The sequence below is a fragment of the Hyphomonas sp. UBA4505 genome, from assembly GCF_002388685.1.
Lineage (GTDB): Bacteria > Pseudomonadota > Alphaproteobacteria > Caulobacterales > Hyphomonadaceae > Hyphomonas.
The window spans coordinates 1,512,952-1,537,574 of record NZ_DGMZ01000012.1; the positions used below are offsets into that span (position 1 = coordinate 1,512,952).

Below are 24,623 nucleotides of genomic sequence, written 5' to 3' on the forward strand. Positions count from 1 at the left end.
GGTTGCGTATTAGCGGCTTCGAGACCTGAAGTCTTTGAGTAGTTAGTTAACAGGAGCATGAATGAGCGAAGGCATGTCAGCCGACGCAAAACAGTCCGCTCGTAGCGCCCTCTCGCGGCGCGCGAGAGACTTCATAACGCTTGTGTGCTGCTTCGGTTTTATCCTTCTTTTGATGTGGATTACAGGTGCAATTGGCCTGATTGAGGCGATTGCTGCCCTGTTGGTGGCCATGTCCGTCGCGACAGCCATCTTCGTGGGAACCGCGACGATCCTTCCCATCAGTCCACGGCTCTCGGTTGAGCCAGCGCTCGTTCAGCCGAATATTCAGGAATCTGCCATTCTTTTGGATGCATTGCCGCTGCCGGCTTTCGAGATTGATGACGAGCAACGCATTGTCACAATGAACGAAGAGGCGGAGTTCATTCTGCGGCTTGATGGGCGTGTAAACCCCCGTGCCAGTACCGTCATCCGGTCGCCGGGGCTGCTTTCTGCAATCGAGAATGCGATCCAGACTGGCACGGTCGAGCCGATGGCTGTGGAGGTCGAGAGCGGGCCGGACGAGACGTGGCGGGCGCATGTATCGCGACCCGGCCGGGCAAGACGTACGCTCGTCGTTCTGGAAGACCTCACCCCTGTTCGCCGCGCCGCGCGGGCGCGATCAGACTTTCTGGCTAATGCGAGCCATGAATTGCGCACGCCGCTGACTGCGCTGTCGGGCTTTATCGAGACGATGCGGGGCCCTGCCAAGGATGACAAGGATTCCTGGGACCGATTTCTGGCCATCATGGCCGGTGAGACCGAGCGCATGTCGCGATTGATCGCGGATTTGCTGTCCCTGTCGCGGATCGAGTCTTCTGAACATGTATCGCCGCGCGAACGCGAGGAATTTCGGGACATTGTCTCCGATGCCACACATGCTTTCAGCGCCATCGCGGCGGAGAAGGGGGTACGGCTGGTGGTTCAGTCGGATGATGGGCCCATGCCGGTGATCGCCCACCGCGACGAGATGATTCAGGTCGCGGAGAATCTCGTTTCAAACGCCCTGAAGTATTCAAAGGAAGGCGGACAGGTAATCCTGAGCTTTGGTATAGCCTCCGGTATGGCCGAAGCACGCTTGAAAGCGGGGCAGACCTGGGCCAGCAGCGAGCGCATGACCTTGTTGCCCGCGTCAAGCCGGCCAGGCACGCAGGAGCGCGCCATCTGGATGCGCGTAGAAGATCAGGGACCGGGGATCGAGCGTGAACACTTGCCGCGTTTGGGCGAACGCTTTTACCGCGCCGATCAGAGCCGGGGGGGAAAGATCACCGGCACAGGGCTCGGCCTGGCCATTGTGAAGCATATCATGGCCCATCATCGCGGCGGATTCTCGGTAGAGACGCGCATTGGCGAGGGGACGGCTTTCGGAGTCTGGTTGCCTGCTGCCCGCGAGGAGGGTTTGTCCGACTAGTCGCGTGCGCGGCGCGCTGCATCAAACCAGTCGGTCACCATATTGCCTGGCAAGGCGTGCAGATCATGCAACCAGTTTGGCAGATTCTGCAGGGCACCTGCAGTGTCTTCCCAGCGACGCAAATTTACGTCAGCGGCAATCTGAAACGCATCGCGCAATTTGTCTTCGGTCATCGGAGTCGCCATGCCTTTGGGCGCCATGACCGACATGCTTTTCTGAGTGGCAATCAGGGTTTCGAGCGTCGCAGCTGTCATGGACAGGCCCGCGCGCCACGGAGTTAGCCAGAGTTCGAGCATTGCATTACCTCACATTCTTACAACAGACATAGGGCTTAATGCTGCGCTGCACAACAAATCCCGTGCCATTGCGTAATTCATGCCCTGTTTCCGCCACAGCGGAATGCGACTAGGATTCCTGCAATGCCTGCCGATACGCTCCCGCCGAATTTCGTGCCATCCCCCGCCCGGGGCAGGGTTTTGGTATTCGATTCCGGCATGGGCGGTCTGACCGTTGTGGAAGAAATACGCGCCTTGGGACCGGCGCTAGGTATCCATTACTCTGCTGACTCTGCCTTTTTCCCCTATGGTGAGAAGTCCGATGAAGCCTTGCAGGCGCGTTTGCCGGCCGTTGCCAAGGCGCTGTGCGATAAAGTCAAGCCGGATGTCTTTGTGATTGCCTGCAACACAGCGTCGACTCTGGCTCTGCAGGACGTGCGGGCTGCTCTGGATATTCCGGTTGTTGGAACAGTACCGGCTATCAAGCCAGCGGCTCAATTGACCCAGACCGGCACTATCGGTTTGCTGGCAACCCCCGGAACGGTGCGGCGCGCCTATACGGCTGAACTCATTTCCAATTTTGCGCGAGATGTGGACGTTGTGATGCATGGCAGTATCGAACTGGTGAAACTCGCAGAGGCGCATGCGCGCGGCGAGGATCTGCCGATCAATGCCTTCGAGGCAGCCCAGAAGCCTCTGTTCGACGCTCCGGGTGGGGACCGGATCGATACGGTCGTATTGGCGTGCACGCATTTCCCGCTCGTGCGGGCGCAATTGGTGGCCAGTGCCCCGCGGACTGTCAGCTATATCGACTCAGGAGCGGCGATTGCGCGCCAGACCATCCGTGTGCTTCCGCCAGAGACTGAAGCGCAGGGAATTGGGGGCCATGCGTGGCTGACCTCGTTGCCTGAAGACGTGCCAGATCTGGCGCTTGTCCTCAGGCGGTACGGGTTTCCTAACGTTCAGCGTGTGCCGGACGCGCCGATCGAGATCACTTCTGCGCCGACCGCATTGTAGAGACTCGGCCAAGGCGCATCGTGAACGCGGGCGACCAGAGTTTCCCCGAAGCCATTGAAGCGACTGGACATGGCCCGGCCGTAGGCGCCCAGGTTTCCGAATTCCAGATAGTCACCTTCTTCGAGTCCGGCAGGCAGCCAAACTTTGGCAGGGAACTTGTCGGTAGAATCGCAAGTCGGGCCGTACACGGTGTACTCAACAAGTCGGCCAAGCGTGCGTCCATTGCTTGGCAGGGCCCGCATCGGGAACGACCAGCGCTCGTGAACTGCATCATAGAGGGCGCCATACGAACCGTCATTGATGTAGATCGCGTCATCCTTCACCAACTCAATACGAGCAAGCAGGCTTTCCGACTCGGCAACCAGCGCGCGGCCGGGCTCACACCACAACTCGGCGTTTTCAAGAACGAACATGTTCTCGAAGGCCTGCTCAACCATCGCCGCATAGTCTTCCAGAGATGGCGGAGGATTGTCCGCATAGATCGAAGGGAAGCCACCGCCGACATCCACGATATCAACCGTGACCGAAGCCGCGATGATGATGCGGGACACATCGGCCATAGCCGTCCACCAGGCGGTAGGCTTCATCGCCTGGCTGCCGACATGGAAGGATACGCCCAGTTCGTCCGCATAATGGCGGGCTTCACGCAGGATCTCGGTCGCGTCTTCTGCGCTGGCACCGAATTTACCTGCCAGCGGCAGAGCAGCACCGTCACAGGATACAGCGATCCGTACAATGATCGTAAGGTCCTTGGCGTAGCCGGTTTCCTCGAGGATCTTGTGCAGTTCCTGCATCGTGTCGGTGACAAAAATTCGTACACCAAACTCGTGATAAGCGCGCTGGATGGCGCGGCGGTTCTTCACAGGGTGCAGGAAGGCCATGCGGGCGCCCGGGAATTTGCGATGGATCAGTTCGATCTCTGGCAGCGATGCCGTATCGAAACTGCGTACGCCAGCTTCCCAGAGGGCTTCGAGCACATGCTCGCCCGGGTTCGCCTTCACGGCATAGAATGGCTCGCCAGGGAACTTTTCCTTGAACCATTTTGCGGCTGCAGTGACCCGCTCAGGGCGGAAACACCATACCGGCAGATCAGGCTGCGCATCGGCAACAATATTATAGGGGGTAGCATAGGAGTGCATGACACCTAACCTCCAAAGGGCTTTTAACCAGCTTTGGGCGTTAGTACAGGGGGCCCCCAGTTTAAGGGTTGGCCCAGATGTCCGCCACATCGATTTCGAGGGGCGATGTAGGGGACTCTTTTCGGGCATGCAAGCAAAAATTTCGGGCAACCTGATATTTTTGTCACCCACACATCACATTGAACGGGTAGGGACCTTGCTTTATGGGCATCAGGCCGGGTGCCAACGCCCCTCAGCCAGATGTCGTTCGCCGGAGCCATGATCGCATGACAGTCAGAATTGGCAGTATTCTTTTCCCCCTCGTTCTTTTGTTCTCGGCTGCGTGCGGCCGGACTGACCTGTCTGATCTGGACACGGGGGACACCATCCCGCCGCCACCTGTCAGCGCAGACGGCACACACAAAATTCGCATAGTCGGTTCCTCCACGGTCGCGCCGTTTGCAACAACCGTTGCCGAGCGTTTCGGGGCGACCACGCGTTATCCGACCCCCATAGTGGAAACCACAGGGACGGGCGGGGGGTTCAAGACATTCTGCCAGAAAATCGGACCGGATCGTCCGTCGATCTCGGACGCCTCACGCATGATCACTGAAAGCGAACAGGCGCTGTGCGCCGAAAATGGCATAACCGAAATAACGGCCTTGTCGGTCGGGTTCGATGGGATTGTGCTGGCCAATGCTCGCCAGGCTCCGACTCTCGACCTGACGAAGGAGGAAGTGTTCCTCGCGCTTGCGGCTCACATTCCAGATGGGCAGGGCGGTTTCCGCCCCAATCCCTACAAGAACTGGTCCGAGATCAGTCCGGACTTGCCTGACGAGCCAATCATGGTGCTTGGACCGCCGCCTACATCTGGCACGCGGGATGCCTTCACCGAGCTCGGCATGGAGCAAGGCGCGCTTGCCTTGCCGGAATTGGTGGAGTTGAAGCAGGCTGACCCGGCAGCCTTCCGGCTGCGCACGCATACGATTCGTACCGATGGTGCGTGGATCGACCTTGGTGAAAATGATACGGCGATCATCCAGTCGCTGATCAAGACACCAACGGCTGTGGGCGTGCTAGGCTATTCTTTTCTCGAGCAGAATGGAGATCGCGTGAAGGCGGCGCATCTGGATGGCGTACCGGTGACCTTCGAGGCCATCGCGTCAGGCGAGTATGGCTTGTCGCGCAGCATGTACATCTATGTGAAGAACCAGAATATCCCGCTCGTACCGGGCCTGACCGAATTCGTTCAGGAATTTGTATCAGACCGCGCCATGGGGCCGGATGGCTATCTGCTCGAAAAGGGCCTGATCCCGTTACCGGATGAATTACGCATTGCCGAGCAGGAGGTGGCCCGACAGCTCGAGACAAGGGTTGCTCGCGAATAGCTATAGGCTGGGCAAGGTTGGCTTCTTCCGGCGGCGCAGCCTGATCTTTTGCCAGAACCGCTTGCGGGCGGGGGCTGGCAGCGGCTGCAAATTCTCGATGAAGGCTTCGGCGCAGGCGCGCCAGCTATAGGTCTCAGCATAGGCGCGGCACGTGGCGCGGCTGAGCGAGAGACAGGCGACAGCGCCTTCGGCAAGATTGCCGCCAGCAGGTGTAATCGTCCCCGCATCGGAGCCCGGGATAACATCGCGCGGACCGGTCGCATCATAGGCCGCAACCGGTGTGCCGGACGCCATGGCTTCCAGAACAACAAGTCCGAATGTGTCCGTCATGCTCGGGAAGACAAAGACATCTGCGCCAGCATAGCAGGTCGCGAGTTCTTCATTGAACTTTGCGCCCAGGAAGACGACGTCTTTATAGCGCTTCTGCAATTCCTCGCGCTGCGGGCCATCGCCAATGATCACTTTCGTGCCCGGCAAGTCCAGTTCGGCAAAGGCTTCGATGTTTTTTTCCACGGCGACGCGGCCGACATTCAGGAAAATCGGGCGTGGCAGGCCTGCAAACGGGTCGCCCGGCTGACCTTCCTCGATGCGGCGCTCCGGGGTGAACATGTTGGTGTCCACACCCCGGCTCCAGGCGACGAGATTGATGAAGCGCTGAGCCTCCAGCTCCTTCACCATGGAGGGGGTCGGTACCATGACCTTGCCGGAATATTTGTGGAACCAGCGCACAAAGGAGTATCCAGCCCGGGTGGGGACCGGTAGTCGCGCTGAAACATATTCCGGAAATCGTGTATGATAGGCGGTCGAAAAGGGGTGTTTCACCATGAGGCACATGGCGCGCCCGGCCATGCCGAGGGTGCCTTCGGTAGCGATATGGATAGCGTCAGGCTCGAATTCGTGGAACCGATCTTCAATCCTGCGCCGGGCGAACAGGGCCAGCTTGATTTCCGGATAGGTCGGCAGCGGCATGGTTCGAAACCCCTGGCCGGGATGAACAATCTCCCAGACATGGCCCATAGCCTCGGTTTCTTCGATCACGCGCTTCATTGTGCGCACGACGCCATTAACCTGAGGATCCCAGGCGTCCGTAACGAGCATGATGCGCATGAGCGCTCCTTCAACAGCCTCAGCCAGTCCCGCGCCAATGTGGCCGTGTTGGTGCACTGCGTAAAGAGGCCGGGATGCGTTGAACTTCTCTCGCATCGGGTCATGTGAAAAGATATAGATAATTCGGAATTGGTGCAGATCGGGGCAGGACTAACCCGTTTGCACCACATTCAGGCTGATAATTGCTCCTACGCCTACAGGCTCACACTTACCGGACCAGTACCCATATGGCTGACACGCTCGCGCTTGAAAAAATTGACTGGCATGCACTCGACCAGATTAAGTTTGCGGATGAGGAGGCCTTGCTGGAGGATCTGCTCAAACAGACACCACTATCCGATGACTTGCGCCAGGCAACCATGCGTCGAGCGCTGGAACTGGTCGAGACCGCCCGTGCGCGTGGCCGCGATAAGGGCATGATGGAAAGCTTCCTTGAGGAGTTTGGTCTGTCGAATGCAGAAGGTCTGGCCTTGATGTGTCTGGCCGAGGCGCTGCTGAGGGTGCCCGACGCCGAAACGCGCGATGAGTTGATTGCAGAGAAAATCCGCTCCGGCGACTGGAGCGCGCACCAAGGACAGTCCGAATCCTGGCTGGTAAATGCCTCCACCTGGGGGTTGATGCTGACCGGGCAAGTGATTGGTGTGCCTGCAAGCCTGAAGAAAGGACCCGCGAAGTTTATTCAGGGCCTGATCCGCGAAAGCGGTGAACCGGTCATCCGCGCTGCCATGATGCAGGCCATGCGCATCATGGGTGAACAGTTTGTTCTCGGACGGACCGTGAAGGATGCCCAGAAGCGCGGACGCAGAATGGTCAAGGCAGGGGATGCAGCGCATTTCAGCTTCGACATGCTCGGGGAAGGGGCCCGCACCGCCGAAGATGCCGCGCGTTACCTGAAAGCTTACCAGCACGCGATTGATGGCGTTGCCGCCGAAAAGGATAAATCCACCGCGCCGGAACAAGGTAATGGCGTGTCGGTGAAGATGTCCGCGCTTCACCCGCGCTACGAAGCGGTAAACCGAGCGCGGATCATGGATGAAATGTATCCGTCCGTGCTGGAGCTATGTGAACGCGCAGCGAAAGCCAATATCAACCTCTGTCTTGATGCGGAGGAAGCTGACCGGCTGGTGCTCAGCTTGCAGATTCTTGATCGGCTCGCGCGGGAACCTTCGCTGAGGAACTGGAACGGGCTGGGGCTGGCTGTTCAAGCTTACCAGAAGCGCGCAGGTGATGTGATCGACCGGCTGAAAGACCTCGCCGAGCAGACAGGCCATCGTTTCATGGTGCGGCTCGTGAAGGGCGCATACTGGGACAGCGAAATCAAGCATGCCCACGTCGAGGGCTATCCGAACTTCCCGGTCTTCACCACAAAGGCCGGGACCGACTTCAACTATCTGGCCTGCGCGCGCAAGATGCTGGAAGCCAAGGATGCCATCTACCCGCAATTTGCCACGCACAATGCGCACTCGGTTGCCGCGATCGAGATGCTCGCCGATGAGATTGGGAACTCGACATTCGAGTTCCAGCGCTTGCATGGTATGGGAGAGGCGCTCTATGGGGCTGCCGGTCTAGGCCGCCGCGTACGGGTCTATGCACCTGTCGGTGCGCACAAAGACTTGCTTCCATATCTGGTGCGACGCCTGCTGGAGAATGGCGCGAATACAAGCTTTGTACACTCCTTCCTTGATCCGGACGTGCCGCCTGAACAGGTTGTGGCGGATCCCATCGTCAAGGTGGAGGTCGGTCCCCGACGTCACCCGCGCATCCCGACGCCGCCACGGCTGTATGGCGCTGAACGTCGCAACTCCACCGGTCTCGACCTCAGCCAGCGCAGTGTGCGCGATGAGATGGCCGCCGCGATCAAGAGTTTCCGGGACAGCCCTTCGATTGCGGCTGGACCTATCGTGTCTGGCAAAGCGGTCACAGGTGGTGGAGAGATGATCCGCGTGCCGTTCGATACCGAGACCGTTCTTGGCAGCTGCCGGGAAGCGCAGGATGACGATATCGACCGGGCACTAACGGCGGCGACCCGGTTTCAGCCCGGCTGGGATGAGCTCGGCGGCGCGGAGCGAGCGAAACATCTGCGTGCCATGGGCGACGCGCTTGAGGAAAATGCCGAACGGCTGATCGCGCTGATGGCTCGCGAAGCCGGCAAGACGTTGGCGGATGGTATTGCGGAAGTCCGGGAAGCAGTCGATTTTTGTCGCTACTACGCCATGCAGGCGGAAGCGGAATTCACGACACTGCAGAAATTACACGGGCCGACTGGCGAAACCAATCACATCTCCCTGCACGGCCGCGGTGTATTTTGTTGCATCAGTCCATGGAACTTCCCGCTGGCTATTTTCACGGGTCAAGTTTCCGCGGCATTGGCTGCGGGTAACACGGTGGTGGCAAAGCCGGCAGAACAGACGCCCCTGATTGCGTTCGAGGCGGTGAAACTGTTCCAGAAGGTCGGGTTGCCAGGTGACGCCTTGCATCTATTGCCGGGCGGGGGAGAATCGGTTGGCGCCAAGCTGATCGGCGACCTTCGTGTATCCGGCGTATGCTTCACCGGCGGGACGACGACAGCCCGGATCATCAACAAGACACTGGCGGACCGCGACGGTCCGATTACACCGCTGATCGCCGAAACAGGCGGTTTGAACAGCATGTTCGTCGATACAACGGCGCTGAGAGAGCAAGTCATAGATGATGTTATTGACTCCGCCTTTGGGTCAGCGGGCCAGCGTTGTTCCGCGCTTCGGATCGTGTTCCTGCCGAACGAGACTGCAGACCATCTGATCGAAGGCTTGATCGGTGCGATGGACGAGCTCAACATCGGTGACCCCGGTCAGCCAAACACCGATTTGGGTCCCGTGATCGATGCAGAGTCCCGCGTTTCCCTTCAGGCCTATGTCCAGATGATGAAGGACGAGGCTACGGTGTTGCACCAATTGTCGCCCGGCCGGATCGGCGAAACGGGCTATGGGTTTGGTCCCGCGCTGATTGAGCTGAGTTCCATCGACCAGATAACTGAGGAGAAGTTCGGCCCGATCCTTCATGTACTGCGGTACGATCCGGATGACATTGCTGAAGTTGGCGCAATGATGAGAGGCAAGGGATACGGACTGACACTGGGCGTTCATTCGCGGCTCGAAAGCTTTCAGCAGGAGGTGCGCGACGCCTATCCTGTTGGCAATACGTACGTGAACCGGTCAATGACGGGGGCTGTTGTGGGTGTACAGCCCTTTGGGGGAGATGGCTTGTCTGGCACCGGCCCGAAGGCCGGTGGCCCGCACTACTTGCATCGTTTCGCAACTGAGCGCACCCTGACGGTGAACATTACGGCACAGGGCGGGGACGCTGAGTTGCTCAGCCTATAACGGAGTTTTGCATGAAGAGACTTGCCTTGATTGCGTTGACGGGGGCGCTTTTGCTGGCGGCTGGGTGTCAGAAACAGGTTCGGGACTTGTCGGACGTGAGTGAAACGTCAGGTGAGGTTGACGAGGCAGGTGAAGAAGACACCGCGATTGATGTTGCGACCATTGCTTCGGTAGACGAACTTCCCCGCGAGATCATCGTCGATGATGAGTTTCTCAAGGCTGAGGTCACAATTGATGAGGCCGTATTCTCCAAGGCGCCAGCCATTGGCATGGATCTGGTAGAGAATGCACAAATCCGGATCGAGGCGATGTCGGAAGACGCCCAAGCCTACAAAGCGGCAGACCCGGATTACTTCCGAGCCTATGGCCTACGGATCAATTGGGATATCGTAGCTGAGAGTGGAAATGTTGTGAGCCTCGAAGGCTTCCATTATACGTTCACTGGCGGCGCACATGGAAATTACTTCACCGCTGGACGGCTCTATAACGGAGCGACTGGCGAACCGATGCGGCTCAGCAGTTTTCTTCGTGAACCGCAGGCTGCCATTCAGACGCACATGAATGAAGTATGGACGGAAATAGCCCGGCAAAAAGTCAAGAAGAGCGGAAATGTATCAGACCTTGAGCGTTTCAGGAGCGAGGCGATGGAGCTGGTTAGCGCTGACATGGTTCTCGCGGGGGAAGTGAACTTCGTGCCATCGACTCTGCCCGGCAGGTTCGGCGGGTATGCAGTCCACTTTGCCCCCTATGACATTGGCTCATATGCCGAAGGCGCGTACCATGTCACAATTCCTCAATCCGTGTTCCGTGAGTCCGTGAAGCAGCAATATGTATCTTTGTTCGATGGAGAACCTGCCGCCGTTGAACGATTGGGCGAGTAGCGCGAGATTATTCGACCGTATCGTGATCAATCTCGAGAAGTCTCAGACGTGACCCGGTTATTGGTGAGACTTCTACAAGACCCGGCCAGCCCTTGCTGGAACTCAGGGTCGCATAGAGAAGGGCCGCGCTCGGATCAGCGCTCGTCTCAGGCAGGGTGCAAATCGCTACATAGCTATAAGGTGCAAGCGCTTGCTTGCGCAGCTCCGGGTTTGTCAACGCAAAGGTCTGGAAGACGCGTTCGATGCCTGGGGAGGCTCTGTGAAACGGCATCGCGGCAATCTTGTGTGGGGAGCCTGTGTCGGAGATGTATTCCGCCAGCGTGAGAGACAGGCCGAGCGGTGCCATGATCCTAGAGGCCGGTAACGTCTCCAGGCTGGAGAGATCGGCATCCCGGCATGCATCGCCCTCCATGTAATCGATCAAGGTGAGCGCCCGGCCTGTTGGTTTGATGAGCAGGGCGAAGCTGGCCAGCAAGAGCGCGGGCGGCAACAAGACCGCGATGGCTCTTCGTGCGCCCCCATTCTCCCTTACCCTCTCGATGAACAGGGGGAGGAAGAGGGGCAGGAGCGCGGCGGGAAATTTGAAGTTTCGCATTTGCCAGGCTGTGAGCAGTGTGCCCAGCGTAGCTATCAGCAGTAGGATCAGAACGGGAGACCGGTAAGTCTTGGGGTTCATCCATGCGCCGAGTGTGAGCGCCAGTAGAACCATGAAGATGAGCACGAGTAGGTTCTCGCCACGTGCGAAGGCACCTGCAGGTCCCTTTTCCTGGATGACATTCGAGATCCAGTAAGTATGGGCAGTCTCATTGATCATGGTGTAGGGGCCTGCATGGCATTCGGGAAACGCCGTCCACAGAACGCCCAGAACAACAAGCGCACCTGCCACGAGCACTCCTAGTCGCGCGGTCGGGCTGTGCAGGCCAAGACGTTTCCAGATGATAGGCGCGCCCGCAGCTATGACTCCAGCCGCTATCAAGGCGCTGGCCCAAGGGGCTGACAGGGCATCGCACTGCGTCTGGAAAATTGCCCCGCCGGTCAGGAGCAGCCCGGCGGGCAGGGTGAATGCCAACAATGACCATCCAGTGAGGCTCAACCTCGCCACCATGGTTGAATTTGGTGCGAGGGCCGCGTGGATAGCTACTCCTGCAAGGGCGAGCGTAATGTAGGGCGCGCACTCGAGGCCGACAGCGATGGAGAGGACGCTTGCGACGCCGACGAGAATGCCTGCAAACCGATGTTTCGACACGATCCCGAGGCAGAGCGCAAGCAGCAGGACGATCTGCACATTGTGATGGTCGACCCGGTTTGGCATGAACTCGATTACGGCAAACAGGGAGGCGACCGCCGCAGCGCCAATCTGCGGCAGGCTTGGCTGCTCCCCAAGGATCTCCCGGATCAGCCGCACGGCCAGCCACGCATATGCGATGAGCCAGAGCAGTGGAACGACAAAACGAGCTATCTCGAACGCCGCATCCTGTCCAAGAGCGGGCTGGAATAGCCAAGTGACCAGCACATAGGGTAGATCAACCAGACGCGACCAAGGTGAGACGTACGGCTCCGGCATGGCCAGAAAGGGCCACTTCAAATCATGCCACTCACCATCGCGCAGCAGGTCGGCGATTTGCAGCCGCCGGGCGATGTCGTCAATATCCTGAACCGTGCTGCCATTAACGGCGTCGCCAGCCAGCAGACCTATGGCAATGAGCAGAAAAGTCCCTATCGGCAGCAGTGACGAGAGCCGAGAGCGTAGCGATGTATTTTCAGGTTGCACCGCGTGCTGACTCCCCATCGTCCAGGGGTGCACACTAGGCTGAAAACATGAAGAAAAGCCCAAACAGGCGCTGAGGGCCGGTGTCAGTCGCTGCAGGCCTGATAGGAAAAGTCTCGCCGGTTGGACCCGTCTTCCAGCGCAATATGCGCTTTCAGAGTGTCGCCCTCGCGTTGGTAGTGAATTAGCTGCGGATAGTCGTGTGCGCTGTTGATGAAGGTAACCGACTGGTCCCCCTGCAGGCTTTCCACGAATTTCGACGGGCCAACGCCCGCCGGATAGACATTGAGCACGTAGAGCGGGCCGGGTTTGATGCGCATCTGCTCAAAAAAGCTCACGCTGCCATCACCCAGTGTCACCGCATAGCCGAAAACGTAGCCCGCTTCCGGCATTGACCAGACTTCCTTTGATGTTCCGCTTTCGCTGATCCAACAGCCTGTAATCCACGCTAAAGGGTGCGCGGGCGGACCTGGTTCGACTGGATCGGCTGATGTGCAGCCAGCCAGCGCAAGAAGTCCAAGCAAGCTTCGTTTCATGTGATCACCTGCATTCAGCCGGGGCTCTAGTCTCCTGATACCATGAAATGCGCCATCAGAGTCGTAACCGGCTTGGCGCGTTCATCCTGCCACGCCTCTGCGCGGACCGAACACATGCGCCGTCCCATCTTGGTGATTTCTGCGCGGGCGTAGAGGTCTTTGGCGTGACCCTGGCGGAGATAGTCGATCGTCAGATTGATAGGCCGCGGCGGACGCTCAAGATGCTCGGTTACAAGGAAGACCTGCGCTTGGGAAGTCAGTTCCAGAAAGGCGGCGATGGCGCCGCCGTGAATAGCCTTGATCATGAAATTGCCAATCAGCTTTTCCTGATACGGCATGATCATGGTCATTTCGTCGCCCATGACTTCGCATCTCAAGCCCATTTCCTGGGCGAGGGGGGTGCGAGCAATGAAGGCGCGGACTTCATCAGCGCGGGTCTGTTCAGTCGTATCCATGTCATTCGCCACTACATCGTCCTCATGCTGTCAACCGAGCGCGGTTTGTTGATGGCGAATGCACCTGCGGCGGTGGCAATCACCTTGTCGCGGTTCTCATGATAGGCCCAAGCACGGGTGAAGCAGATGTTTCGTGTCACGTGATAGCATTCGGCTTCGCCAATAATGTCGCGTCCCTTGTCAGCCGGGCGCATATAGTCGAGACGCAAGTCCAGTGTCGCCACGAAACGCGGTTTGGGCAGGGCAGAGCTGGCGGCCGTACCGCACAAATTGTCAAGAAATGCGGTCAGGACGCCGCCATGAATCACGCCGGTGTCCGGATCACCCACCAGGCGTTCTTTCCAGGGCTGCAGGCCCCAGACATGACCTTTCTCAATACGGGTAAACCGGAACGCCATGCGGCGTCCCCACGGGATACCGCCACTGATCATGTCTATGTTTTCGTTCATGACCTCCCAAGGCGCGGGAGATGACGCGGCGTCATCGCTCATAATGGTCCTCATTCGTTTGACGAGTCGTTCTGCCCGGATAACATCATTGGCGATAGAGCAAAACAAAGAGCTCATGTGGAGGAAGATGAGATGGCATTTGATGGCGTGACGAAGCCCAAGGTTTGTATCATTGGGGCAGGGTGCTCCGGCTTCACGATGGCCAAGCGTCTGAAGGATTATGACATCCCGTATGATTGTTTCGAGATGTCGGACAATATCGGCGGCAATTGGTATTACAAAAACCCGAACGGCGCTTCGTCTTGCTATCAGTCTCTCCATATCGATACGTCGAAGTGGCGCCTTGCCTTTGAGGATTATCCGGTTCCTGAGGATTGGCCGGATTTCCCCCACCATTCCCAACTGCTTCAATACTTCCACGACTATGTCGATCATTTTGGGTTGCGCGAAACAATCACGTTCAACACGGCGGTGACCGATGTCGCGGACTTGCCCGGCAATCGATGGAAAGTGACGCTATCAACCGGTGAAAGCCGCGAATATGACGCCGTTATCGTGGCGAACGGACATCACTGGGATCCGCGCATGCCGGAATATCCGGGGTCGTTCGATGGTTATCAGGTACATTCGCACAATTATACGGATCCGTTCGAGCCATATGACTTCCGGGGCAAGCGCGCCATGATTGTTGGCGGCGGGAATTCGGCCATGGATATCTCGTCGGAGCTTTCCCAGCGTCCCCTGACCGAGCGCCTGTTTATATCCATGCGTCGAGGTGTCTGGGTCTTGCCGAAATACATGGATGGACAGCCGGCCGACAAGGCCGTGTTGCCAGGCTGGTTGCCATCGGGGATTGGGCGTGCGTTGGCGCGCAAGAAGATCAAGAAAACTATCGGCATGATGGAGGATTATGGACTGCCAAAGCCGGACCATGAGCCGCTCGATGGGCATCCCTCCGTATCCGGTGAATTCCTGACGCGTGTCGGATGTGGGGACATATGCCCCAAGCCGGGTATCGAACGTCTTGATGGAGACGGTGTGGTCTTCACAGATGGGACACGGGAGAAGATCGATGCGATTGTCTGGGCGACAGGCTACAATGTGACGTTCCCGTTCCTGAAGCAGGACGATCTGACCCCAAAGGAAAACGTGTTCCCGCTTTACAAGCGTATGGTGAAACCGGGACGTGAGACCATCTTTTTCCTCGGCCTGGCGCAGCCATTGCCCACGCTCGTGAACTTCGCCGAGCAACAATCCAAACTGGTCGGCGCAGCGCTGAACGGCGAATATGCGTTTCCGTCAATCCAGGAGATGGAGCGGATTACAAAAGAAGATGAACAGCAGCATCTTGGCCATTTCTATGACAGTCCGCGTCATCGGATGCAGGTCGATTTCAATCTTTATTGCAAAGACCTGAAGAAAGAGATTGAACAGGGGGCGAAGCGCGGGCGCGTGGTTGCCTGATGTTAACCGGTCGGGGGGTATAAAGAGGGCCCATGACCCGATTGCCTTTCCTGTCTGCCGCCTTATTGCTGGCTGCTTGTGCGTCGCCAGCGCCGGTGAAGATACACTATCCGCCGGCAGAAACCCCTGACGCGTCTCTCGGTGCGGCGCCCGTGGGCACTGTGGCAGAGCAGGGACCCTTCGCTCCGAACGCCTATTTGCGAGCTTGTTACGGGATCCGGGTCTCCAATTCGCCGATCGTGGACAAGGATGGCTGGGTCGTGAACTACAAGCCGATCGTGGTGGTGAACGGCATACCGCTTGCCGCCGCGCCGGCAAATGATGTCTGTCTCACGTCAGGCTTTGGCCAGCGCTTTGGCAGGCGACACGATGGTATCGACCTGCAGTCTCGCCCGGCGGGGACGATTTACGCCAGTGCACCGGGCAAAATCATCGAGTCCCGTGTCTCGACAGGGTATGGCAACATGGTGCTGATCGATCATGGCAAGGGTGTTTACACGCGTTACGCTCACCTCGCCTATATCCAGCCGGGCGTTACCAAGGGCGCAACAATTGGCTTCGGCCAGCCCGTTGGCTTCATGGGGGCCAGCGGCAATGCGACCGCCATTCATATCCACTTCGAAATCCTGACAGGCGACTACAGGAACCCGCGCGGTTCCAAAGGCCTCATGCCGCGTGACCCTTTTTCATTTCCACCTTATGAGTATGCTCAGGCCTATTAGGGACTGGGAGGACGATATGAGGGGGTTTTGGATCGCGGGCATCGTGTCGACGTTCATGCTTGGGGCATGTACGACAGGGCCCATGCCAGACGGAGAGTCGGTTTCGACCAGCGTACCTATCAGTGAGGAAAGCGCTTTCGCGGCGGATTTCGGTATGCTGGCAGATTTGGTGGGCACGCGCTGGTACGGCGAACCAAGTCAGGCAGACGCAGAGCGCGGCCAGCCGGCTGATTATTCCGAATGGAACTGGGATCTGGGCGGTTCGGTTCTGGTCAATCGACACGTGCTGGCGGATGGCTCTTATGGCGGTTTGACTTACGTCCAGCAGAACCAGAAGTCGGAGAAGCTCGACTATGTCTACATTACCAGTGCCGGCTTCCGGACATCGGGCAGCTTCACGCTCAATGAAGATAACAGCTGGACCGCGTATGAAGAGGTGACCGGCCTGAGCGATATTATTGGCGTGCGCTCGACCGGTCGCATGACTGAAGACGGCGCACTGGTGTCGGAATCAGAATTCGAGACTCGTGATGGCTGGGTACCCGGTCACACCTTTCGCTACGAGCCAACCAGTGACCCCATGCCGAATTTGGTGCCCAATCTGGAGATCGAGTGAAGTCTTTCCTTGATCCTGACCTGATTGCGCGAACCTATCGCGATCCGATCGCGGTGGCTGTTCTCTTGGTGGACTTGTTGCCGATCCTTGCGGTGCTCGTTTTCGGCTGGGGCGCAACGCCGCTTGTGGCGCTCTACTGGCTGGAAAACCTTGTCATTGGCATGTTTACCGTATTGCGCATGGTTGCAACGCTCGCCGGGAACATCGTGAACCTGTTTACCGTGCTCTTCATCGTGCCATTCTTTACACTCCATTATGGCATGTTCTGTTTTGGTCACGGCGTTTTCATCCAGGCACTCGCGACGAGCGGATCTACCACTGGCGGCTCCGGTATGCCGGGATTGGTCTATTGGGCGTTGAGTTCGGGGCAGGGGATGGTCTGGTTTGTTGCTGCGATCATTGCGATCAATCTGGTGATCTACTTCACAGACTTTCTTATGAAAGGCGAGTTCCGGGAAACCCAGCCGATTGTTGAAATGTTCGCACCCTATGGTCGGATTGTGACCCTGCACGTGGCCATCATCCTTGGGGCCGTATTCGCGATTGCGACGAACGAGCCGCTTCTGGGGGTCGTCTTCTTGATCTTCCTGCGCGTCGTGTTCGGCGTGATCGTGTCGGCCATGCGCCAACGCAAACTGGACAGGGCTAGCCATGCGCTTATGAAAGAATTCCCGTCAACAGCGTAAAAAGTTGACGGGTGATGACGCCTTGGTCATGATGTGGGGCTTCCCTCAGGAAAGGCGTGTATGAGCTCCATCGTAAAGACACTGGCCGGTTCAACCGGAAAGCGGGCCAGATCCAAGGCTGCCAACCGACGGGCCATCCTGCAGGCGGGGCGCCGCGTGTTTGCGCGGATCGGCTTCGAGGCCACGACGGTACGCGACATTATCCGGGAAACCGAACTCGCCGCCGGCACCTTCTACAACTACTTCAAGTCGAAAGAAGAGGTGTTCGAAGCGATTGCCGAAGATTCCACGCATCGCTTCCGTTCACGCCTGCAGGATGTTCGCGCCTATGCCACGGACTTTGAAACCTATGTCCATGATGCCTATCGGGCCTATTTCGGTTTCATCGCGACCGAGAATGAAGAACCGATCCGCAATGGCGCGCCGCATCTGGCCCTGATCGGGGTGCGGGTCGATACGCCCGAAATGCTGGCCGTGGCAGAAGAAATCCGCGCCGATCTGGAACATGTCCTGTCCGGCGAGGGCGGCCCCAAGATCGACACAGCCTATCTGACGGCGGCGGCCATCGGAATTGCCCGTGAAATGGGTGAGCACATGTTGCTGCGCCGCCCGGTAGATGTTGACGGTGCGACGGAATTCGCGACGGCCTTGCTGCTGGCGGGCGTGCGAGAGATTGCCGCGAAGTAAGGAGAAACGCCTCTTGGCGCGGACGCGCTTGCAAGGCTAAACTTCTTGTCAACAAGACAGGACGGGAGGCGACCATGAGCCTGCAGCAGATAATCACCAAATTCATCTTCAAACTGCCGGACGGCCTGCTGGTGCGCATGGCCGGCGGCAAGCGGGTCGAAGTGCGGGGCCGCGTCCTCGAGCCGCAATTGCAACTGGTTGCATGGAATGGCCGCAACGCACCGCCGATGTCGACCCTGGAACCGGAAGTCGTGCAGGCGGCTGTGAAAGAGCAGCTCGCCATGTTGGAAGCTCCGCTGGAGCCTAGCGTGACGACGGAGAATTTTACCATTCCCGGGCCCGACCGTAACGAAATTCCGGTGCGCCTGTACAAGCCATCCGGCCAGGATTCCTCTGTGCCATTGCTGGTCTATTATCATATGGGCGGCGGCGTGGTTGGCGACCTTGAAACCTGCAATGCATGGTGCTCGATCCTTGCTTCCGTCACCAAAGGCCCGGTCCTGTCGGTCGACTATCGGTTGGCCCCACAGCACAAGTTTCCGGCTGGTATCGATGACTGTATCGCCGCGTACGAATGGGGCGTGCGCAATGCTGGCAAGTATGGTGCGCCCGAAGGCATGGCGGCCGTGGGCGGGGACAGTATGGGTGGCAATTTCTCGGCCATCATCTCTCAGGAGATGCAACGCGAACACAAGCCACTGCCCGTCTATCAATTGCTGATCTATCCGGCCGTGGACATGGTCGAGGAATTCCCGTCGCGCACCGAGTTCGGAGAAACCTTCTCTCTCAGCACAGACACGATGAACTGGTTCATGGAGCAATACCTGCCGGACGATTTCGACATGTCCGATCCGCTCCTGTCGCCGGGGCAGACCGCCGAGCTGGAAGGGTTGCCCCCAGCGATCATCATTACTGCGGGGCATGATCCATTGTGCGATGAGGGCGATGACTATGCCAAGCGCCTCAAAAGTGCGGGCGTGAAGGTCACTCACAAGCGCTATGATACGCTACCTCATGCCTTCACGGCCTTTTCCGGTTTCTCGCCGGGCTCTCGCAAGGCATGTCTGGAAATCGCCAACATGGTGAAAGACCTCGTCTCAAAATTATGAAGGCCCTCGTCTGTAATACGGTGACGGACGATTTTTCTGGACTGTCGGTTCAGGATGTTCCAGTGCCCGTGGTCGGGAAAGGGGAAGTGCTGGTGCGTGTAAAGGCAGCCAGCGTGAACTTCCCAGACCTGCTGATGAGTCAGGGCCGGTACCAGATGAAACCGGAGTTGCCCTTCACCCAGGGCATGGAATGCGCCGGAATCGTCGAAGCCGTTGGAGAGGGCGTCTCCGCGTTTTCACCGGGTGACCGGGTGGTCGGCGGCAACAAGACTGGAGCCTTCGCAGAATTTGCGTTGCTGCCCGCCTCCAGCCTGTCTCTTGTGCCGGACAATATGGGATTTGCGGAGGCGGCAGCCTATCCTGCAGCCTATCTGACCGCCTATGTCGCGCTCGTGCGGCGGGCCAATTTGCAGCCCGGTGAGACATTGCTCGTGCACGGCGCAAGCGGCGGCGTGGGTATGGCGGCCGTCGATGTCGGAAAGCTGCTCGGCGCAACCGTGATTGCGACGTCTGCATCAGACGCCAAATTGGACAAGGTCATCGCGCATGGAGCAGACTATGCCATCAACGTGGCGCAAGGCTTTCGCGACAAGGTGAAAACGCTCACAGGCGGACGCGGAGCAGATGTCATCTTCGACCCGGTTGGCGGCGATGTGTTTGACGAGAGCGTTCGCTGTATCGCATTTGATGGACGTTTGCTCGTGGTCGGGTTCACGTCCGGGCGCATCCCGGAAGTCAAAGCGAACATGCCCCTGATAAAGGGGTTCTCCGTGGTCGGCGTACGGGCCGGGGAGTATGGCCGTCGCTTTCCGGAGCGCGGCAAGGAGAATATGGAAGCAATTTGGAAATGGGCAGCAGAGGGCAAGACCCGGCCGCGTATCCATGCCGAGCTTCCATTGGAAAACTGGCGGGAAGCCTACCGCTTGCTCACTGATCGCGAGGTTGTGGGCAAAGTGGTCATCAAGCCCTGAATAGAAAATAAAAGAGGAAACGAAGATATGTCGACACTCCCTGAAAAAGGCCTGCAACTACGCTCGCTGATCAAGCCGGAAGGCGAACTTGAACTGTCCCTGGTTGAGGTAGACCTACCAACGCCCGGACCCGGCGATGTGATCATCAAGGTCGAGGCGACCCCGATCAATCCATCCGATCTCGGCCTGCTGATTGGTGCAGGAGATATCCGCACGGCGGTACAGAGTGGCACGGCGGATCGCCCAGTCATCACGGCAAAAGTACCCGAAGCTGGTCTGCGTGCGATGAAGGCCCGGATCGGTCAGTCACTTGGTGTTGGAAATGAAGGTGCCGGTACGGTTGTCGCCGCAGGCGAGTCCGAAGCGGCGCAAGCCTTGCTCGGCAAGCGCGTTACGGGCCTTGGTGGTGAATTCTACTCCGAATACCGCATGCTGAATGCCGCCCAGGTCATGGAGCTGCCGGAAGGTGCTACGGCAGAGCAGGGCGCCTCCTGCTATGTGAATCCGCTTACGGCACTGTCTTTCGTCGAGACCATGCGCGAAATGGGTCATGAATCCCTCGTGCATACGGCCGCTGCATCCAATCTCGGCCAGATGCTGAACAAGATCTGTATCAAGGATGGCGTGCCGCTGGTGAACATCGTCCGCAAGGAAGAGCAGGCCGAAATCCTGCGTGATATCGGCGCCAAACATATCGTCAATTCCACGTCGCCAACCTTTATGGAAGACTTGATCGCGGCGCTGATGGAAACCGGTGCGACGCTCGGCTTTGATGCGATTGGCGGCGGTCCACTCGCCGGGCAATTGCTCATTGCAATGGAGGCGGCCGCCAGCCGCAAGATGAAGGAATACTCGCGTTATGGCTCCGGCCAGCAGACGCAGGTCTTTATCTATGGCCGGCTCGACATGTCACCGACCCAAGTGCCTCCGGGCGTGGGGTTTGCGTGGAACCTTAGCGGATATCTGCTGACGCCCTTCCTTCAGAAGGCCGGCAAGGAAGTCCGCGCCCGCATGTACAAGCGTGTGATGGATGAGCTGACGACCACGTTCGCCAGCCATTACACCAAGCGCATCTCGCTCGCTGAGGCGCTTAACCTTGAAACGCTGAAAGCCTATGACGCCAAGGCGACTGGCGAGAAATACCTGATCACGCCGAACTGATAATATCCCAATGGTTGTGTGACTCATCCCCTTTTGGTAGTTTGTAATAGTATTACCAAAGGGGGTCGCATGGGTCAAAGAGTCTGGGTAACTGTTGCGTTCGCACTGACAGTAGGATTTGGAACGGGTTTATATGCCGGGCCATACTTTGTCTCGTCATCTGAGACTGACGGCAATTCATTCGATCTGTCCTCCTTGCCTGACGAACTCCGGCAGAAGCATCGCGATCCAGACTATTTGCTATCCGAGATCAAGAATTACGAGCTCATGAAGGAAGCTTTGGCTCGTCTGGAGGCTGAGCAGTCGAGCCAGGAAAGTCTTGTTCTACCAGAAGGGATGACATCGGTTCCACTTGGGCAGCTCTACCTGCCCGACGACGAGGTTCATTGGCCGGAAGACGTCAGCGGAGACGTGGGCGCAGCACTGGACGCTGCCAAAAATGGGTGGGTCATCCTGAACTATTGGGCGAGTTGGTGCGCGCCCTGTGTACATGAGTTACCGGAAATGGGAGAGGCAGCGCCTTTATATGCTAAGAGGGGCGTCACGCTGATTGCTGTGAATACTGACCCGACTCAGACAGATTCAAGGGACTCTATCCGCGCCCTCTTCAGTGACCGCAATGTCGATCATCTTGAGCCGCTGATTGCAGAGGGTGAGGGTCTGGAGTCACTTCTGGCTGCGAGCGGCCAATCGAAATCGAAGCTTAGTTTGCCTACAAATATTGTGTTCGCGCCGGGCGGAATTCCCTACGCCATGTTTCAGGGCGGAGATACGAAAGCAACCGAAGCTTGGACAGCACCGGAAACTTTGGAGTTCCTGGAGATTATAGTCAGGGCAGACTAGCCGATCCTGTCATGCGTGATGCGTATGGCATGATCGGAATCTTTCAGGACGACAATGTCGGCTGTTTGCTTCAGCGGCGCGATATGGTCGCGCAAATTGGGCAGATTGATGCGGTCCCAGACGGATTTTGCAAACTCGAGAAGTTCAGGTTCCGTCATGTGAAGAAAGTTTGCATAAAAAGAACTCGGGTCAGTCTCTGCCGCGCGCCAGAGGCGATGGAAGCGTTCCGTATACCAAGTCAGCAAGTCGTCTTCTGATGCATCGAGATACACAAGATAGTCCGGCTCCCGCGCAGGACGCGGAGGCGGCGACAATGGCTGGAAGCCAAGGCCTTCGAGGATCAGTATATCGGGCTGTGCAATGGTTCGCGTCATGCCCGGGTCGACGTCGTAGGTGACATGGCTATAGCCGGGAAAGTCGGCTGTGCCGGTTGAGAGGGCGGCGATTGCGTCACCCAATGCCTCGGCATTGTAAGTTTCTGGAAAGCCCTTGCGGAGTGTCAGGCCGCGTTCTTCCAGGATTGTGTTCGGATAGAGAAACCCGTCCGTCGACACGGTTTCCACCGCATGTGCCTCGGCCAGGACTGCAGCAACCTGGTTGGCCAGAGTCGTCTTGCCCGAGGCAACCGAGCCAGTCAGGCCAATGACGACGCCCTCATGGCGACCCGAAACTCCGGACAGGCGTTCCCCCAATGCGGTAATGCCGAGGGCATGTTCTTTAGATCGGGTCGTCATGAGGCGTGAGGCTCCGGGCGGCGATTGCGTGCCCGAAGCCTAGTGTTGCGTGCGCGACTGTCCAGCCTGAAAGGCGTCAAACGGTGCGCTTGGCCTTGTCTTGTGCATTGGTGGCTTCAATCGCGTCTCGGGCGGCTTGCCATTCGGCGTCGCCCCACGCCGTCAGTTGAGCGAAGTTTCCACCGGATGCATTGTACATCGCTCCGTCGATCGCGATGGTTTGTCCATTCACATATTCCGCGCCAGACGCCATCAGGAACACGGCCAAGTTCACCAGTTCATGCATCTCGCCAACGCGGCCCATCGGATTGGCGGCGCCGGAATCCATGCGCTTGGCGCCTTCGGCATCCGGAGCCAGCCGCTTCGACATACCTTCCGTCGGGAAGGGGCCCGGCGCAATGGCGTTGAAACGGAGGCCGTAGCGCCCCCATTCCACGGCGAGGCTCTGCGTCATCGTGTTGACGGCTGCCTTTGACATGGCCGACGGCACCACGAATGGCCCACCATTCCAGACCCAAGTCGTCAGGATCGAGCAGACGCTTCCCTTGCGGCCTTCCTTGATCCAGCGTTTGCCGATGTCATGCGTCATGTAGAATGTGCCGCGAAACACAATGTTGGAAATGGCATCAAAGCCGCGGATCGAGAGGTCTTCGGTCCGGCTGATAAAGTTGCCAGCCGCGTTGTTGATCAGGCCGGTCAGCGCGCCGTGCTTGGCCCAGATATGATCATTCATGTCGGTGATGGCTTCCGCCACGCGGATGTCGCAGGCATGTGGCACGACCTTGCCGCCATGCTTGTCCATCAGTTCACCTGCGGTGTCTTCGCAGACCTGTCCACGCCGTCCGCAGATATGCACTTCCGCGCCAAGCTTCAGGAAACCTTCGGCCATTTCCTTGCCGAGTCCCGTGCCGCCGCCTGTTACCAGAATGCGTTCCCCGGCCATCAGGCCGTCGCGAAACATTAGTTTTGTCATATCCATTGAATTCCTCCCGGTTTGTTTTTCTGATATGAGTATAAGTCGGTTGAGCGGGGAGGCACCCATGAATCGTGCATTGGCTATCGTTGCCGTCGCGGCATTTGCTGCGGGTACAGCCCGGGCGGGGCCGCTCGACGTTTTCGGCACTTTTGTGACGCAGGAAGAAAATTCCCACATCCGGATTTCCGATTGCGGGGACGGAACGCCTTGCGGCGTCATCGTCTGGATCGATCCGGCGAGTGTGTCTGGCGACGCGACCCCCGAAACGGCGACCGATGCCAAGGGCGCAAAAATCCTTGGCCTGACTATGCTTGAAGGGTTCAAGCAAAAAGCCAAAGGCTGGACAGGCGGCACGATATACAATCCGAAGGAAGGCAAGACCTACGGGTCCAAGATCAAATTGCTGGCCGATGGTGTACTGGAAGTGAAGGGCTGCATCGGCCCGATCTGCCAGACGCAGCATTGGGCGCCGGTTGAATCTACTTCCGGAATGGCAGACTGACGAGTCGCCACAGGACCCATATAGGGATCACCACCGCCGCACCCGCCAGGGCTGGTTTCCAGAAATTGCGCACTGCCCAGCCAAGCGCCGCCATGGTCGTGCTTGCAACATTTGCGATGGCCGCGCCCATGTCGACGTCCGGATTGGACGGATTGAACTGGGACGCCAGCACGAAGAAGCCGACCAGAATGCAAAGGCCGAGCAGCTTCAGCGATCCCCAGACCGAGATGCCGAACAATCGCGCGAGCAAGGAGCGTGGAGGCGCTTTGACCGGTGCGCGGGGCGGCAGAGGCTCCGGCACCGGCTCAACTGTCACTTCCGGTAGTTCTGAGTTGGGATCTGTCGACAT

25 protein-coding genes are annotated in these 24,623 nt (G+C 58.3%); 15 read left to right on the forward strand and 10 right to left on the reverse strand.

Features of this window, described 5'->3' with window-relative positions; all coding sequences use genetic code 11:
* Positions 1–61 precede the first annotated feature (61 nt).
* Positions 62–1,447 (forward strand): sensor histidine kinase, encoded by a 1,386-nt coding sequence (locus tag B3527_RS16695; protein WP_206992194.1) that lies wholly within the window; start codon positions 62–64, stop codon positions 1,445–1,447.
* Here B3527_RS16695 and B3527_RS16700 read toward each other — a convergent pair.
* Positions 1,444–1,743, reverse strand: coding sequence for a hypothetical protein (locus B3527_RS16700; RefSeq protein WP_034816515.1), 300 nt, complete (start codon positions 1,741–1,743; stop codon positions 1,444–1,446). The two genes, B3527_RS16695 and B3527_RS16700, sit on opposite strands and share 4 nt — an antisense overlap.
* A 123-nt stretch (positions 1,744–1,866) precedes the next feature.
* Between B3527_RS16700 and murI the strand changes: the two genes are divergently transcribed.
* The gene (gene murI, locus B3527_RS16705; protein ID WP_290480455.1) at positions 1,867–2,739 is read left to right on the forward strand and encodes a glutamate racemase; all 873 of its coding nucleotides are present in this window, start codon (positions 1,867–1,869) and stop codon (positions 2,737–2,739) included.
* On the opposite strand, the gene B3527_RS16710 is transcribed toward murI, so the two are convergent.
* On the reverse strand, positions 2,685–3,878 hold the full coding sequence (locus tag B3527_RS16710) for a type III PLP-dependent enzyme (protein ID WP_206992196.1): 1,194 nt from the start codon (positions 3,876–3,878) through the stop codon (positions 2,685–2,687). The two genes, murI and B3527_RS16710, sit on opposite strands and share 55 nt — an antisense overlap.
* A 266-nt stretch (positions 3,879–4,144) precedes the next feature.
* Between B3527_RS16710 and B3527_RS16715 the strand changes: the two genes are divergently transcribed.
* Complete coding sequence (locus B3527_RS16715) at positions 4,145–5,245, forward strand: substrate-binding domain-containing protein (RefSeq protein WP_290480454.1); 1,101 nt, start codon at positions 4,145–4,147, stop codon at positions 5,243–5,245.
* Here B3527_RS16715 and B3527_RS16720 read toward each other — a convergent pair whose 3' ends face one another.
* The gene (locus tag B3527_RS16720; protein ID WP_349677845.1) at positions 5,246–6,352 is read right to left on the reverse strand and encodes a glycosyltransferase family 1 protein; all 1,107 of its coding nucleotides are present in this window, start codon (positions 6,350–6,352) and stop codon (positions 5,246–5,248) included.
* Between the two features lie 227 nt (positions 6,353–6,579).
* Here B3527_RS16720 and putA point away from each other — a divergent pair, with 227 nt between their 5' ends.
* Together putA and B3527_RS16730 are read left to right on the forward strand one after the other, a co-directional pair.
* Positions 6,580–9,714: a bifunctional proline dehydrogenase/L-glutamate gamma-semialdehyde dehydrogenase PutA gene (gene putA, locus B3527_RS16725; protein ID WP_290480452.1), complete on the forward strand. Its 3,135-nt coding sequence runs from the start codon at positions 6,580–6,582 to the stop codon at positions 9,712–9,714.
* Positions 9,715–9,725: 11 nt separating this feature from the next.
* On the forward strand, positions 9,726–10,595 hold the full coding sequence (locus B3527_RS16730; RefSeq protein ID WP_290480451.1) for a DUF3298 and DUF4163 domain-containing protein: 870 nt from the start codon (positions 9,726–9,728) through the stop codon (positions 10,593–10,595).
* A gap of 7 nt (positions 10,596–10,602) precedes the next feature.
* Here B3527_RS16730 and B3527_RS16735 read toward each other — a convergent pair whose 3' ends face one another.
* The 4 genes from B3527_RS16735 to B3527_RS16750 all read right to left on the reverse strand — a co-directional run bounded on the left by B3527_RS16735 (position 10,603) and on the right by B3527_RS16750 (position 13,845).
* Complete coding sequence (locus B3527_RS16735; protein ID WP_290488394.1) at positions 10,603–12,366, reverse strand: hypothetical protein; 1,764 nt, start codon at positions 12,364–12,366, stop codon at positions 10,603–10,605.
* Positions 12,367–12,449: 83 nt separating this feature from the next.
* Positions 12,450–12,899, reverse strand: a complete 450-nt coding sequence (locus B3527_RS16740; RefSeq protein ID WP_290480692.1) for a DUF6265 family protein — start codon at positions 12,897–12,899, stop codon at positions 12,450–12,452.
* A 26-nt stretch (positions 12,900–12,925) separates the two neighbouring features.
* Entirely contained in the window at positions 12,926–13,354 is a 429-nt protein-coding gene (locus B3527_RS16745; protein WP_206992203.1) for a PaaI family thioesterase, read from the reverse strand.
* Positions 13,355–13,365: 11 nt separating this feature from the next.
* Positions 13,366–13,845: a PaaI family thioesterase gene (locus B3527_RS16750; RefSeq protein WP_290480446.1), complete on the reverse strand. Its 480-nt coding sequence runs from the start codon at positions 13,843–13,845 to the stop codon at positions 13,366–13,368.
* Positions 13,846–13,935: 90 nt separating this feature from the next.
* Between B3527_RS16750 and B3527_RS16755 the strand changes: the two genes are divergently transcribed.
* From B3527_RS16755 to B3527_RS16795, 9 genes are all read left to right on the forward strand, one after another.
* On the forward strand, positions 13,936–15,267 hold the full coding sequence (locus tag B3527_RS16755; RefSeq protein ID WP_290480445.1) for a flavin-containing monooxygenase: 1,332 nt from the start codon (positions 13,936–13,938) through the stop codon (positions 15,265–15,267).
* Between the two features lie 32 nt (positions 15,268–15,299).
* Positions 15,300–15,989 carry a M23 family metallopeptidase gene (locus tag B3527_RS16760; RefSeq protein ID WP_290480444.1) on the forward strand — a complete coding sequence of 230 codons (690 nt, stop codon included), beginning with the start codon at positions 15,300–15,302 and terminating at the stop codon, positions 15,987–15,989.
* Positions 15,990–16,005: 16 nt separating this feature from the next.
* The gene (locus B3527_RS16765) at positions 16,006–16,605 is read left to right on the forward strand and encodes a hypothetical protein (RefSeq protein WP_290480443.1); all 600 of its coding nucleotides are present in this window, start codon (positions 16,006–16,008) and stop codon (positions 16,603–16,605) included.
* Complete coding sequence (locus tag B3527_RS16770; RefSeq protein ID WP_290480442.1) at positions 16,602–17,291, forward strand: DUF6498-containing protein; 690 nt, start codon at positions 16,602–16,604, stop codon at positions 17,289–17,291. The genes B3527_RS16765 and B3527_RS16770 overlap by 4 nt, the downstream gene beginning before the upstream one ends.
* A gap of 60 nt (positions 17,292–17,351) precedes the next feature.
* A complete protein-coding gene (locus tag B3527_RS16775) occupies positions 17,352–17,978 on the forward strand; it encodes a TetR/AcrR family transcriptional regulator (RefSeq protein ID WP_206992208.1) in 627 nt (208 codons plus the stop codon).
* Positions 17,979–18,052: 74 nt separating this feature from the next.
* Positions 18,053–19,087, forward strand: a complete 1,035-nt coding sequence (locus tag B3527_RS16780; RefSeq protein WP_290480441.1) for an alpha/beta hydrolase — start codon at positions 18,053–18,055, stop codon at positions 19,085–19,087.
* The gene (locus B3527_RS16785) at positions 19,084–20,058 is read left to right on the forward strand and encodes an NADPH:quinone oxidoreductase family protein (protein WP_290480440.1); all 975 of its coding nucleotides are present in this window, start codon (positions 19,084–19,086) and stop codon (positions 20,056–20,058) included. Before B3527_RS16780 ends, B3527_RS16785 begins: the two co-directional genes overlap by 4 nt.
* Positions 20,059–20,085: 27 nt before the next feature.
* Positions 20,086–21,219: a zinc-binding dehydrogenase gene (locus B3527_RS16790; RefSeq protein ID WP_290480439.1), complete on the forward strand. Its 1,134-nt coding sequence runs from the start codon at positions 20,086–20,088 to the stop codon at positions 21,217–21,219.
* A 69-nt stretch (positions 21,220–21,288) separates the two neighbouring features.
* A complete protein-coding gene (locus B3527_RS16795) occupies positions 21,289–22,062 on the forward strand; it encodes a TlpA disulfide reductase family protein (protein WP_290481719.1) in 774 nt (257 codons plus the stop codon).
* Here B3527_RS16795 and B3527_RS16800 read toward each other — a convergent pair.
* Both B3527_RS16800 and B3527_RS16805 read right to left on the reverse strand, forming a co-directional pair.
* Positions 22,059–22,796, reverse strand: coding sequence for a hypothetical protein (locus B3527_RS16800; RefSeq protein ID WP_290480437.1), 738 nt, complete (start codon positions 22,794–22,796; stop codon positions 22,059–22,061). The genes B3527_RS16795 and B3527_RS16800 overlap by 4 nt on opposite strands.
* 76 nt (positions 22,797–22,872) lie before the next feature.
* Entirely contained in the window at positions 22,873–23,775 is a 903-nt protein-coding gene (locus tag B3527_RS16805; protein ID WP_290480436.1) for an SDR family oxidoreductase, read from the reverse strand.
* A gap of 61 nt (positions 23,776–23,836) precedes the next feature.
* Here B3527_RS16805 and B3527_RS16810 point away from each other — a divergent pair, with 61 nt between their 5' ends.
* Positions 23,837–24,274, forward strand: a complete 438-nt coding sequence (locus B3527_RS16810; protein WP_206992214.1) for a DUF2147 domain-containing protein — start codon at positions 23,837–23,839, stop codon at positions 24,272–24,274.
* Here the strand turns inward: B3527_RS16810 and B3527_RS16815 are convergent.
* Complete coding sequence (locus B3527_RS16815; protein WP_206992215.1) at positions 24,252–24,623, reverse strand: DUF6460 domain-containing protein; 372 nt, start codon at positions 24,621–24,623, stop codon at positions 24,252–24,254. The two genes, B3527_RS16810 and B3527_RS16815, sit on opposite strands and share 23 nt — an antisense overlap.